Origin of the sequence: Hymenobacter nivis (genome assembly GCF_003149515.1) — a bacterium.
GTDB classification, from domain to species: Bacteria; Bacteroidota; Bacteroidia; order Cytophagales; family Hymenobacteraceae; genus Hymenobacter; species Hymenobacter nivis.
This window is the reverse complement of the sequence record NZ_CP029145.1, coordinates 2,700,797-2,713,229: the sequence shown is the minus strand read 5'-3', so window position 1 is coordinate 2,713,229 and position 12,433 is coordinate 2,700,797. Positions and strand designations below refer to the sequence as shown.

16 protein-coding genes are annotated in these 12,433 nt (G+C 62.9%); 7 read left to right on the top strand and 9 right to left on the bottom strand.

Annotated features, from left to right (window positions below; all coding sequences use genetic code 11):
• Positions 1–59 precede the first annotated feature (59 nt).
• From DDQ68_RS11980 to DDQ68_RS11955, 6 genes are all read right to left on the bottom strand, one after another.
• The gene (locus DDQ68_RS11980; RefSeq protein WP_109656518.1) at positions 60–434 is read right to left on the bottom strand and encodes a hypothetical protein; all 375 of its coding nucleotides are present in this window, start codon (positions 432–434) and stop codon (positions 60–62) included.
• Positions 435–498: 64 nt separating this feature from the next.
• Positions 499–960: a DUF4268 domain-containing protein gene (locus DDQ68_RS11975; RefSeq protein WP_109656517.1), complete on the bottom strand. Its 462-nt coding sequence runs from the start codon at positions 958–960 to the stop codon at positions 499–501.
• Positions 961–970: 10 nt separating this feature from the next.
• Positions 971–1,579: a Uma2 family endonuclease gene (locus DDQ68_RS11970; RefSeq protein WP_109656516.1), complete on the bottom strand. Its 609-nt coding sequence runs from the start codon at positions 1,577–1,579 to the stop codon at positions 971–973.
• Between the two features lie 22 nt (positions 1,580–1,601).
• Positions 1,602–2,225: a uridine kinase family protein gene (locus DDQ68_RS11965; RefSeq protein WP_109656515.1), complete on the bottom strand. Its 624-nt coding sequence runs from the start codon at positions 2,223–2,225 to the stop codon at positions 1,602–1,604.
• 76 nt (positions 2,226–2,301) lie between these two features.
• Positions 2,302–2,883, bottom strand: a complete 582-nt coding sequence (rdgB, locus tag DDQ68_RS11960) for an RdgB/HAM1 family non-canonical purine NTP pyrophosphatase (protein ID WP_211320139.1) — start codon at positions 2,881–2,883, stop codon at positions 2,302–2,304.
• Between the two features lie 60 nt (positions 2,884–2,943).
• A complete protein-coding gene (locus DDQ68_RS11955; protein WP_162550057.1) occupies positions 2,944–3,315 on the bottom strand; it encodes a hypothetical protein in 372 nt (123 codons plus the stop codon).
• 283 nt (positions 3,316–3,598) lie between these two features.
• On the opposite strand from DDQ68_RS11955, the gene DDQ68_RS11950 reads away from it, so the two are divergent.
• From DDQ68_RS11950 to DDQ68_RS11925, 7 genes are all read left to right on the top strand, one after another.
• A complete protein-coding gene (locus DDQ68_RS11950) occupies positions 3,599–3,868 on the top strand; it encodes a type B 50S ribosomal protein L31 (protein ID WP_068235991.1) in 270 nt (89 codons plus the stop codon).
• A gap of 171 nt (positions 3,869–4,039) precedes the next feature.
• On the top strand, positions 4,040–5,251 hold the full coding sequence (locus DDQ68_RS11945; protein WP_109656512.1) for a GlmU family protein: 1,212 nt from the start codon (positions 4,040–4,042) through the stop codon (positions 5,249–5,251).
• 154 nt (positions 5,252–5,405) lie between these two features.
• Positions 5,406–5,837, top strand: coding sequence for a hypothetical protein (locus DDQ68_RS22840; RefSeq protein WP_162550056.1), 432 nt, complete (start codon positions 5,406–5,408; stop codon positions 5,835–5,837).
• Positions 5,837–6,976, top strand: coding sequence for a DNA polymerase III subunit (locus DDQ68_RS11940; protein WP_109656511.1), 1,140 nt, complete (start codon positions 5,837–5,839; stop codon positions 6,974–6,976). Before DDQ68_RS22840 ends, DDQ68_RS11940 begins: the two co-directional genes overlap by 1 nt.
• A gap of 66 nt (positions 6,977–7,042) precedes the next feature.
• Positions 7,043–7,972, top strand: coding sequence for a hydroxymethylbilane synthase (gene hemC / locus DDQ68_RS11935; RefSeq protein WP_109656510.1), 930 nt, complete (start codon positions 7,043–7,045; stop codon positions 7,970–7,972).
• Between the two features lie 60 nt (positions 7,973–8,032).
• Positions 8,033–8,683, top strand: a complete 651-nt coding sequence (locus tag DDQ68_RS11930; protein ID WP_109656509.1) for a peptidylprolyl isomerase — start codon at positions 8,033–8,035, stop codon at positions 8,681–8,683.
• Between the two features lie 129 nt (positions 8,684–8,812).
• Positions 8,813–9,709, top strand: a complete 897-nt coding sequence (locus DDQ68_RS11925) for an SDR family oxidoreductase (protein ID WP_109656508.1) — start codon at positions 8,813–8,815, stop codon at positions 9,707–9,709.
• Positions 9,710–9,862: 153 nt separating this feature from the next.
• On the opposite strand, the gene DDQ68_RS11920 is transcribed toward DDQ68_RS11925, so the two are convergent.
• The 3 genes from DDQ68_RS11920 to DDQ68_RS11910 form a co-directional block, all read right to left on the bottom strand.
• Entirely contained in the window at positions 9,863–10,105 is a 243-nt protein-coding gene (locus DDQ68_RS11920; protein ID WP_109656507.1) for a hypothetical protein, read from the bottom strand.
• Between the two features lie 312 nt (positions 10,106–10,417).
• On the bottom strand, positions 10,418–11,395 hold the full coding sequence (locus DDQ68_RS11915; RefSeq protein WP_109656506.1) for an ABC transporter permease subunit: 978 nt from the start codon (positions 11,393–11,395) through the stop codon (positions 10,418–10,420).
• Positions 11,392–12,432, bottom strand: a complete 1,041-nt coding sequence (locus tag DDQ68_RS11910; RefSeq protein ID WP_162550055.1) for an ABC transporter permease subunit — start codon at positions 12,430–12,432, stop codon at positions 11,392–11,394. Before DDQ68_RS11910 ends, DDQ68_RS11915 begins: the two co-directional genes overlap by 4 nt.
• Between the last annotated feature and the right edge of the window lies 1 nt (position 12,433).

Genomic DNA, 12,433 nt, shown 5'->3' with positions numbered 1-12,433 from the left:
CAACAGCCGCGGGGAATACCCCGGACTGTTCACTGCAAACTGCTCACTGCCAACTGAAACTAGGGGGCCTGTGGGGCCAGCGCCACGGCCAGCAGCCGGGCCCGGAATACTTCGCCGGCCCGCACGCCGGCGCAGGGGCGCGGCGCAATCAGGGCGCGCCGCAGCTGCGGCAGCCACCCGCTGCCGGCGGTGGTGGGCAGCCACGCTACGGCCACCGGGGCCACAAAGTGGGCCAGGGCAGAGGTAGCTTCCAACAACACTTTTTGCTTGACCACCGTGGCCTTGGCCGGGGCGGCGAGGCGGGTGTCGCCGGGGGCCCCGGGCAGGCGCAGCACGCTCACGGCCCGCTGGTTCAGGCCCAGCACCAGCAGCACCGTGGCGGCGAGCCAGGCGAAGCGGAGCGAAGACCAAAAGCGGGAAAGTAAAACCAGCATGGATGTAAACGGGGACTGCAAAGATAGGACTTTAGCCGCAACGGCCGTGCCCCGTGCCGGGGCCCTATTTCAAGGCCTCAAAGGCGTACTGGGCGTCGCTCCAAAACGCATCCAGCGCAATGAGGCGGGGCTTGAAGAACGAAATCAGCGCCGGCCAGTCGTCGCGGCTGAACAGGTTGGCCGGGGCCCGCGCGGTGTAGATGCGGCTCAGGGGCTGGCCGTTGGCGTCGAGGGCGGCGGGCTCCCAGGTCCAGGTTTCGCCCAGGGTTTCGTGCAGCAGGGTTTTTAGCTCCTCGAACTGCTCGAAGAATAGGGCTCGGATGCCTGCGTCGGGCATCGTCAGCTCAATGCCGATGGTGGCGCGCTGGGCGTCGGCGTGCATTCGGAAATACACATTTTTCAGGCCCGTCTTGTAATTTATCCAGTTGGCGGGTACGCCCTCAGCCGACGGCACCGGGGCCATATACTGCCCCAGCGTAGTCCAAAAGGCTTGCCGCAACTGTGTGGCTTCGGCTTTGCTGTACATGCTTAGTACGCTATGCTGCCCGGCGCAGGGGCCGCAAATCGAGCCGGAACCCCGGCAGCACCGGCTCGCCGCTCAACTCCTGGTCGTAGCCCCGCACGATTTCGGTGGGCTGGCCGGGGCGGTACACGCAGGCCGTTTCGGCTTCAATGTGCAGCAAAAAGCCGAGCTGCATCCTGTTGGCCAGGTAGTCCTGCATCTTGGCCTGCAAGTCGGTCAGCGCGTCGGAAGGCGATTTCAATTCCATCATAAACTCCGGGCACACCGGCGGAAACTTGCTTCGCTGTTCGGGTGTGAGTTTTTCCCAGGCCGCGTTGCTCAGCCAGGCCGCATCGGGGGAGCGCACCGACGTGTCGGGCAGCTTAAAGCCAGCCGATGATTCGTACACGTGGCCCAGCTGGGCTTGCCGGTTCCAAAGCCAAAGCTGGCCATAGTTTTCACCACTTGATTCGCTGGACCCGGAGCCAGCCGGAGAACGGAACATAATATCTTGTTGGGCCGTGCGCTCCAGGCGCAGCTCGGGGTTGAGCCGGCAAAGCTCAAAAAAATCGTCGTCAGAAAGCCCGTTGATGGGCGCACCGCGCAGGGTGCGCAGCTGCTGGGGCCAGTCGAGGGAAGTCATTGCGCGGGCGATTTGGTTAGCCCTAAGATACGGCCACTTTGCCCTTCAAAAAGCCCACCAGCACCTCCAGGCCCTTGTCGAAGTGCCGGTTGTTGGGAATCACCACGTCGGCGTCGTGCTTGTAGGGCGCGATGAATTTTTCGTAGGTGGGGGCCACGTGGTGGGTGTAGCGGTAGAGCACGTCGGCCACGTCGTAGCCCCGCTCGTCGCGGTCGCGGATGATGCGGCGGTGCAGCTTTACGTGCTCCTGGGCATCGATATACACCTTGAGGTCGAGCAGCTTAGCAATTTCGGCGAAGTGAAACACGAAGATGCCCTCCACCACCACAATGGGCGCGGGCCGAAACACCAGCTGCTTGGGCGTGGCGGCGGCGTTATTAAAGAGGTACTCCTGCCGGCGCACTTCGCGGCCCTGGCTCAGGGCCAGCACGTCGGCCGCGTAGGCCGCCGAGTCGATGCTCACGGGCAGGTCGAAATTGTGCACGCCCTGCTCGTCGAGCACCTGCTGCTCGCGCGGGTGGTAGTAGTTGTCCTGTGAGACCAGGCAAACCTGGTCTTCGGGAAACGCCGCCAGCAAGCGGTTCAGAAACGTGGTTTTGCCCGAGGCGCTGCCGCCGGTGATGCCGACGAGGTAGGGTTGCTGCATAGGGCCGCAAAGGTAGTTTTATCGGGCGGCAGTTGTGCGGCGGGCCGTGGGGGCCCCAGCAGCGGGAGGGGCGCGGCTACTGGGCCTTCAGGTAGGCCAGCAGCCCCGCCACGGCCCGGGCGCGGTGGCTGATTTGGTTTTTTTCGGCCCCGCTCATTTCGGCAAACGTGCGGCCGTCGCCCCCGGCGGGCACAAACACGGGGTCATAGCCGAAGCCGCCTGTGCCGCGCTGAGCCTCGGCAATGCTTCCCGCCACGGCCCCGGCAAAGGTGCGCGTGCTGCCGTCGGCCTGGGCCAGCGCCACCACCGTACGGAATTGCGCCGTGCGGTCGGGGCGGCCGGCCAGTTCGCGCAGCAGTTTGGCCACGTTGTCGGCGGCCTCGCGCTGGGGCCCGGCGTAGCGGGCCGAATACACGCCTGGGGCCCCATCAAGGGCCGTCACCTCCAGGCCGGTATCATCGGCGAAGCAGGCCACGCCGTAGTGCTGGCGCACATAGTCAGCTTTTTGGCGGGCATTGCCTTCGAGGGTATCCTGGGTTTCGGGCAGCTCTTCGTGGCAGCCGATGTCGGCCAGGCTCAGCAGTTCGAGACCGGGTGGCAGCAGGGGCCGGATTTCGTCCAGCTTGTGGGCATTATTGGAAGCAAAGCAGAGGCGCATGGGCAAACAAGTAGTGACGGTGGGCCCGCAAAGGTCGCGCCCGCGCCCGCAACGCCGCGCCTACTGCCGAAAGGTTTGCTTGATAACCTGCCAAGAGCGCGCCAAGGGCCCGGGGGCATCCGCCAGCAAGGCCAGCGCATCTGAGCCGCCACCGGGGCGAAGCGTTACGAGGCGATAGGTGAGGGGCTCGCCGCCGGCCAAATGCGAGGCACCCGCGTCGAGGCAGCGGTAGTAGCGGCGGCCGGCGGCCGGCCGCCGTGCTACTAACTGGAAATGCAGGTCGGTGGCCGTGTGGCGGTACAGGTCGTAGCCCTGCACGCCGGTTTCGTCGGCCACCGACCACTCCAGGCGCACATCGGGCCCGGTGCGGGTGGCGGTGAGGTGCGTGGGCAGCAGCCAAACGGCGGCCGCGACCGGGAGGGCCCCCAGCAAAAGCAAGCCCGCCAGGGTAGCTGGCGGACAAGCAACAGGCAGCAATTGCCTCATGCTAATAACGATTCGTGGAAGGAAATTACGGCAGCGCTTGTGGTAGGTATTATCTCAAAAGTACAAATACTGCTCCTTGGCAGGAGCCCGCCGGGGCCCAAAGCGTTGCACTGGCGGCGGTTATCCGAAAAAAAACCAGGGCGGCGTTGGCTAAGTCGGCGCGAAGCCGTACTTTTGCAGTCCCTTCCGCAAAATCGGCCGGGTTCACCCGGTTAAACCGGCTTCCTACATGAAAAAAGAGACGCACCCCGAGTACCAGGAAGTTGTGTTCCAGGACACCTCTTCGGATTTTAAGTTCATCACCCGCTCCACGATGAAGCCAACCGAAACCATTACGATGGAAGATGGCAAAACGTATCCGGTGGTGAAAATCGAAGTTAGCAGCGCTTCGCACCCCTTCTACACCGGCAAAAACATGTTCATCGACACGGCCGGCCGCGTGGAGAAATTCCGCAGCCGCTACGCCAAGAAAGAGCAGAGCAGCGCCAACAAAGAATAGCTTTTGCTTAGCTGTTAGCTTCTGGCTATTAGCTGTTAGCTTTTGAAAACTCCTTTCGGGATCCCCGGAAGGAGTTTTTTTTGGGCCCTTGGCCAGTTGTGCTACTGTAAATTTGCCCCGCTATACAAGAAGCTAATAGTTAACAGCTATTGGCTAACAGCTTAAAAAAAAATGCACATTCTGTTATTCGACGACCCGGCCATCCGGCCGCACCTGCTGCCCTTCACCTTCACGCGGCCGGTGGCAGCGCTGCGCTGCGGCATCCTCACGCTGGCCGAAAAGTGGCAGCACCGCCTGAGGGTCCCGGCGGTGGGCTACCTCACCCAGCCGTACTTGCAGGCCAAATTTCCGGCCGGTGATGTGCAGGGGCCCGCGCTGGTCATAAATGGAGCAGTGTGCCCCGATGACTTGCTAATCAAGCAGGTGCAGGCCCTGCGCCCCGGCCAGGCCCTGTACTGCGACGAGGTGCTGGTGGCCGCCCACCTGGCCGACGCCACGCTCGTGGCCGAGCTGGTGCAGGACGGCCTGCCCGACGCCCGGCAGGTGGCCGAGCCCGTAACGGTGATTTCGCGGCCCTGGCACCTGTTTCTGCATAACGGCGCCGAGATTCGGCGCGACTTCGCGCTGCTCACCCGCGGCCGCACCTCGCAGCCTGTCGGCGACGCGCACACCATCGTGTACGCCCCAGAAAACATCTTTATTGAGGAAGGCGTGGTAATTCGCGCCGCCATCCTCAACGCCGAAAACGGGCCAATTTACTTAGGCAAGAATTCGCAGGTGCACGAAGGCGCCATCCTTAGGGGGCCCCTGGCGCTGGGCGAAGGGTCGCACATCAATACCGGCGCCAAGCTGCGCGGCGACAACACCGTGGGGCCCTACTGCAAGGTAGGCGGCGAGGTGGCCAACAGCATCTTGCTGGGCTACAGCAACAAAGGCCACGAGGGCTACCTCGGCAACTCCGTCATCGGCGAGTGGTGCAACCTGGGCGCCGACACCAACACCAGCAACCTCAAGAACAACTACGCCCCGGTGAAGGTGTGGAGCCACGCCGCCCACCGCTTCGTGGATACTGGCCAAACCTTCTGCGGCCTGATGATGGGCGACCACAGCAAGTGCGGCATCAATACCATGTTCAACACCGGCACGGTGGTTGGCGTGGGGGCCAATATTTTCGGGGCTGGCTTCCCGCGGCAGTTCATCCCGAGCTTCAGCTGGGGTGGCCCGGCGGGCTTCGAAACCTTCAAGCTACCCAAAGTGAACGAAGTAGCCGAGCGGGTGATGGGCCGCCGGGGCCTGCCCTACGACGTGGTAGAAGCGGGAATTATGGAAGTCGTGTTCAAGGCCACAGCCGAGGACCGGGTATGGGATAAAGAAAAAGCCTAAGAAGCAGTTTGAGTTAACTATAATATCTTTTCGGCGGTCATGCTGAACGCAGTGAAGCATCTCTCCTGATTCGTATAAGCTGTTCGACGAAGCAGGAGAGATGCTTCACTGCGTTCAGCATGACCGTTTTTATTAACTCAAACACCCTCTAAGTATGCAGCTTTCTGAAATTAACCGGCACACTTTTCTTGTTGCCATTAATCAGTCAATCGAAGAATATGCTGCTTATCATGCTGATAGTCTGTTGCAAGGCGAAAGCATAGTGCCTGTTTATCCACCCAACGGTGGGTTTACTGCTGAAGAAACTGAAGCTCTCCAGCTACTTCAAAATAACCCGGCCATGCATTCAGCTCTCCGCAAAGTGTTGGCTGATTGCGCAGCTGGTGTAGTCTTCGACTTATTTAATCATATTGACGGAACGACAGACCCGAAACAGGGGGGATGGAGCCCAGTCATGTTAGTTGACGAACCAAAAAACGATGAAGAGTATCGAGAATTTTTGCATGATGAGTTCTTCAGTACGTGTTGGGATTGGCGCGAAATTCGGCCGGATAAAACTTGGCGCTTAGACTTGCTGCCTGAATAATGACGTTCACCCAAATTCCCAACCAGCTCGCCGTCAAGCAGCTGCTGCGCCAATCGGTGCGGCGGGAGCACGTGGCGCACGCGCAACTGTTTCGCAGCAGCGAGGGTGGCGCGGGGCTGGCCCTGGCCCTCGCCTACGCCCAGTACCTGAACTGCGAAGAGCGGGGCCCCGACGCCGACGACAGCTGCGGCCACTGCCCGGCCTGCACCAAAATTGCCAAGTTGGTACACCCCGACCTCAACTTCATCGTGCCGGTAACCACTACCAAAGCGGTGCCGAAGGACGCGCTGAGTAGCAAATTCATGGCCGAATGGCGCAGCTTCGTGCGCGACAACCCCTACCAAGGCTTCAACGACTGGATGCAGCACATCGGGGCCGAGAATAAGCAGGGCAGCATTTCTAAGGAGGAAGCCGGCCAGCTGCTGAAGCTGGTGAGCCTCAAGGCTTTCGAGGCTAGGTTCAAAATTGTTATCCTCTGGCTGCCCGAACTGATGCACCCCGCCACGGCCAACGCCGTGCTGAAGCTGCTGGAGGAGCCGCCGCCCGCCACCGTGTTCTTGCTCGTGAGCCACGCGCCCGAGCGGCTGCTGCCCACCATCCTCAGCCGGGTGCAGCCCGTGGCCGTGCGCCCCTTCGCCGAGGCCGATATTGCCGATTACCTGCACGCGCACTACCACGTGCCCGAGGCCAAGGCCCGCCAGGTGGCGCAGCTGGCCGAAGGCAGCCTGGGGGCCGCTATCGCCTCCAAAGACCAGAGCGCCGACCACGACTACTTCGCGTTTTTCCGCGATTGGATGCGCCTGTGCTTCAACTACAACACCAAGGGCGCCGAGATTCTCAAGCAGAGCGAAGCCTTCCAAAAGCAGGGCCGCGAGAACCAGAAGGAGCTGCTGGCCTACGCCCTGGTGCTGGTGCGCAAGGTGCTGCTCTTTGGCATCGACCCGCGGCTGATGCCCCACCTGCCGGCTGAGGAAGAGCAGTTTGTGGCCAGCTTCGCCAAATTTGTGACCCCGCGCAACGCCGACGCGTTAACCAAGGAGCTAACCGACGCCCACTACCACATCGAGCGCAATGCCAACCCGCGCATGGTGTTCGTTGACAGCTCGTTGCGGCTCGGCGGCCAGCTCCACGCCGCTTAGGGGCCCCAGGTGCGCGCCGCTTAGGGGCCCCAGCGGAGTTGTTAACTACTAAATGATACTTGTTAAATGAACCCCATTCGCCTCGCCACCCGCAGCAGCCGCCTGGCCCTTTGGCAGGCCGAGCGCGTAGCTTACCTGCTCAACCAAGCCGGCCTGCCGTCCGAAATTGTGCCCATGACCACCATCGGCGACCAGGTGCTGGACCGCTCGCTGGCCAAAATCGGCGCCAAGGGCGTGTTCACCGAAGAGCTGGAGGAAAGCCTGCGCCGCGGTGAAACCCACTTGGCCGTACACTCGGCCAAGGATGTGCAAAGCCGCATCCCCGACGACCTGGAGCTGCTGGCTTTTTTAGAGCGTGAGAAAGTTAACGATGTGGTGCTGAGTTTTAACGAGCGTTTTGTGCTTGATAAGCCGGGTATTGTGCTGGGTACCAGCAGCACGCGCCGCAAGGCCCAGCTGCGCCGCTTCTACCCCGAAGCCACCACGGCCGAGGCCCGCGGCAACCTCCAAACCCGCCTGCGCAAGCTCGAAGAAGGCCAGTATGACGGTTTGGTGCTGGCCTACGCCGGCGTGCACCGCATGGGCTACGAGCACTTGGTGCGCCACACGCTGCCCGAAACCCGGTTTGTGCCCGCCACCGGCCAGGGCAGCATCGCCGTGGAGTGCGCCGGGGCCCTAGACGAGGACCTGAAAAGCCACATTAAGGCCGCCCTCGACCACCCCGCCACCCACGCCTGCCTGCGGGCCGAGCGCGCTTTTTTGCACACAATGGAGGGCGGGTGCAGCATTCCGTCGTTTGCCCTGGCCACGTTCAACGCGGCGGGGGGCCTGCACTTGCACGCCGGCATCATCAGCCTGAGCGGCGAGGAATACGTGGACGATATCCAAACCGCCCCCGCTGCCGACGCCCACCGGCTGGGCACATCCGTGGCCGATTCGGTGCTGGGTCGCGGCGGCCGCGAAATCCTGGCCAGCATCCGCGAGCACCGCGGCTGAGGGCTCCGGGCGGCATAATTTTGCGAACGCCGCGACGTTAAATGGCTCATTGACTGGTTTATGACTTTCTCTTTTTCCCGGGCTGGGCGGTGGCTGGTGGCGCTGCTACTGCTGGCCCCGGCCGCACAAGCCGCCGCGCCGCTGGCCAAGGGCCCCCGCAAGGGCGGCAAAGACGATGTGGTGACTATCACCACGCCCGAGGGCACCATCCGGCTGCTGCTGTTCCAGGACACGCCGCTGCACCGGGCCAATTTCCTGCAAAAAGCCCGCAAAGGCTTCTACAACGGCACCACGTTTCACCGCGTCATCGACGGCTTCATGATTCAGGGCGGCGATGCCAACTCGAAGGACGACGACCCCAGCAACGATGGCCAGGGCATCCCCGGGGCCCCCACCGTGCCCGCCGAATTGGGTCCCGGCCACCCACACGTGTACGGGGCCCTGGCCGCCGCCCGCACGGGCGGCCCCGCTGGCACGCCCAGTAGCAACTCGCAGTTTTACCTGGTTGAAAACCACGCCGGCACCCCCCGCCTCAACGGCCAGTACACGGTGTTTGGCCAGGTCATTCAGGGCCTCGACGTGGTGGATAAAATCGCTAAAGTACCGAAAGACAACCGCGACCGGCCCCTCATCAACGTGCCCATGACGATGAAAGTGGAGCACTTACGGAAGAAAAAAATCACCAGGCTCTATGGCTATCAATACATTTAATATTTATTAATTGCTATTTATCAGCGCGTACCAAATTGCTCTCGTTGCAGCGTAGCTGTTGGCGTAATAAGAGTGCCTGGCTGAAGGCCAAATGCTCTTTGTTAAATGATAAATGGTAACTGTTAAACGATGAAAATTCTCCTTACCGGCGCCAACGGTCTGCTGGGCCAAAAGCTGGTGGCACTGCTGCACGCGCAGCCGTGTCTGGCGCTGGTAGCTACCGGCCGGGGCCCCAACCGCCTGGCCGAATGGTACCCCAACCTGTGCTTCGTGGTCCTCGACGTAACGGACGCCGGCCAGGTGCAGCGCGTGCTGGCCCAAGAGCAGCCCACCCACGTCATTCACACCGCGGCTATGACTAACGTGGACGAGTGCGAGCTGAACCAGGCCGCTTGCTGGCAGCAAAACGTAGTGGCCACGGCGCACCTCGCCGCCGTTTGCGCTGCCCAAGGCGTCCACCTCACGCACCTCAGCACCGATTTTATTTTCGACGGCAGCGTGGGGCCCCTTGCCGAAGACGCTGTGCCCGCGCCCATCAGCCACTACGGGGCCAGCAAGCTGGCCGCTGAGAATGCGGTGCAGGGCACGGTGGGCCTGCGCTGGGCCATTGCCCGCACCGTGCTCGTGTACGGGGTGCTGCGCGGCGGCGGCCGCACCAACATCGTGCTGTGGGTGCGCGATTCGCTACGCGCTGGCAAAGCCATCAAGGTAGTCGACGACCAGTGGCGCACACCCACGCTGGCCGAAGACTTGGCCCAAGGCTGCTGGCTGCTGGCCCAGCACAGCGGGGTGGGCATCTACAACATCTGTGGCGATGAAATGCTGACGCCCTACGCCATGGCCCTGCGCGTGGCCAATTACTTTGCCCTCGATAAAAGCCTGATTGAGCGGGTCGACGCCAGTACGTTTTCGCAGCCGGCCCGGCGGCCGGCCCGCACGGGCCTGCTCATCGGCAAGGCGCAGCGCGAGTTGGGTTACCGCCCCCGTACCTTCGAGGAGGGCATTGCCTTAGTAGCGGCCCAGTAGGGCCCCGGCGGGTTGCCCTTTACGCAAACGGCCCGCCCGGGAAAGGGCAGGCCGTTTGCGTGGGCTATAATTAGGATTAGAAACGTAATAGTAAATAAAGGCAAGTGGCGGGCTGCGGCGACCCCCAACGGAGCCCGGCCGCAACCGCGGGGGCTACCAGCTGCTGTGGCTGCCCACGCTGGCCCCCAGGTCGGGGATGCCCAGCACCAGCAAGTCGCCGATGAGGATAGCTTTGGAATCGCGCAGGGCAGCCTCGCCGATGGCGCGCGGGATGAGGTGGCCGTCGGGGGTCAAGAAATCGGGGGCTGGCGCGGCGGCGCGGCGAGCGTTTGCGTAGGGCCGCGTCCAGGGCGTGGGCGGGGGCGTGGGTTGGTACAGATCAAAAATAGACGCCATGGTAATAGTCGGACACATCAGCAGAGGCACTTGAGAGATTGGATATTCACTAAGAATATACAATATTACCGACCCTGCCCGTCCCTGCCCTAAGACACTTTGCAAGTAATTGTGACATCACCGGGCGCAAAAAACATTATTAAAAAAAATAGAAAATACTGAAATAAAGAGTGGCTCTAAATATTGAAAACGCCGCTTTTATTCAATAAATACGCCATAAATAGTGGTAAAATACCTATTTAGAACCACCCGGCTGAGTCCTTCGCTTGCAAAAAAACACTCCAGTGTGACATTGCTTAAGGGAAACAAAACTCATTTGCCCAGTGCCGAAGGGCTGCTAAGGGCCTGAAGGGCCAGGATGGTGAGCAGCAAGAGGCCACCTGGCCCGGCCACCAGCCACCACGCCGTGGGTTCGAGGCGAGCGGTGTTGAGCAACTGGCCCCAGCTGGGCACTTCCGGCGGTAAGCCAATGCCCAGAAACGAGAGCGTGCTTTCCAGCCCTAGCAGGCCTGCCAAGCCGAGTGGAAAGGCTGTGCGCAGCGGCCAGCATGCGGCCGGCAACGCGTGCCGCCACCACACGCGCCCCGGTGGTAGCCCCAGGGCCCTGGCGGCGGCCACAAACGGCTGGACCCCAACGCGCAGCATCTCGGCCCGCACCAGCCGCGCGGGCCCCGCCCACGACGTGAGCACCAGCACCCCGAGTAAGCCCGCCGGCGAAAGCGCCACGCTGCCGGCCAGCACCACCACAAGCACCAGCCGCGGCACCGCCCCCAGCAGCGCCGTGGCTCCCAGCACTCCCGCATCGAGCGGTACCGGCAGCCAGGGCCCCCGGCGCGCCGATGCCCACCAGCTGCCGGCTAGCCCTACCGCCGCCACCACCAGGCCAGCCCCGGCCCCGGGTAGCGTCAGGGCCCACCACAGCAGCCCGAATAAACCCGCACTGCTGATGAGAGGCAAGCGCAGTTGGTTGCGCCAAAAGCCAGCGGCTCCGCCCAGCAGTGCCCCCAAAGCGTTAGCTAGTACGGTGGCCACTACGCTCAGGCCCAGCGCTGTGCGGGCTCCAAACACCAGTTCGGTCAGTACGTCGCGGCCCAAAGGGTCGGTGCCCAGCCAGTGGGCGCTGCCAGCGGTAAAAGGCGGGAGGCTGAAGTGCGCTAAGTCGGGCTGGGCGGGTGGGTACGGCAGCGGTAGTATAGGCGCCAGCAGGGCCAGGGCCCCCACCAGCGTCAGCCAGCTGATTGCTACCGCACGCGCACCGCGCGCAAAGGCAAAGCGCGGAGCACGCCTCATGCCACGCGTGGATCAAGCCAACGAGCCCCGGCGTCGGCCAGCACCAGGGCGAACAGGCGGGCGGCGCCTACCAGCAGCACGCCGCCCACCAGCACAGGGTAGTCGCGGGTGGCGGCGGCTTCGGCCAGTAGGCGGCCCATGCCGGGCAGCGAAAACACTACTTCTACCACCACGGCGCCCGCCACCAGAGCGGGCAGCAGGTCGGCCACGAGCGGCAAAATGGGTACCAGGGCGTTGCGCAACGTGTGGTGCCGAAGTACTTGGCTCTTCGCTAAGCCTTTGGCCCGCGCCGTGATGGCATAGCCGGTATCGAGCTCGTGCGTGAGGGAAGCCGTCATCTGCAGGGTAAGATCAGGCAAGGCGCTTAGTACCAAGCACGCTAATGGCAATATTAAATAGGGCCCTAACGCGTAGCCGCCCGTCCCGCCAGTGGTTTGCGCGTAGGTAGGGAACCAGTCCAGAGCATCAGGGTTGGCCAGGCTCAGCAGCAAGCCCGTGGCCAGTATAAACAGGGGCAAGGCCTGCAAGCCCGCCAAGAGGGCCAGCGCGGGCCCCTGCCACCACGGCCGGCGGGCCAGCGCCAGCGCCAGCGCCAGCGCCAGCCACAAGGACAGGGCTGCCGCTGCGCCGGTGAGGGGAATTGTGCACGCTAAGGCTGCGCCCAAACGCACGGCCACGGGCTGGCCATCTCGGAATGAGGTGCCCCAATCGCCCCGGAGCGTTGCCACTAGCCAGCGGTGGTATTGGTTATGGAAGCCATTCCACTGCCAGGGCGCCAGGCCTCCGCCAAGCGCGCGGGGCGGGCGTGAAAAATAGAACAGCGGCTCGGCCAAACCCAGCCGCTGGCGGGCCGCCTGGCGGGCCAAATTGCGCGCCTGCACACTGGCCGGCGCGCCACTGCTGAGGTCGGCGGCGTTGGCAAGGCCCAGGCTCTCATCGGGTGGCGGGGCCCAACGGCTCAGCAGAAATACAAGCGAAGCCAACGCCCACACGGCAACTACCGTTTGGCCGGCGCGTTGAAGAAAAACCTTCCCCACG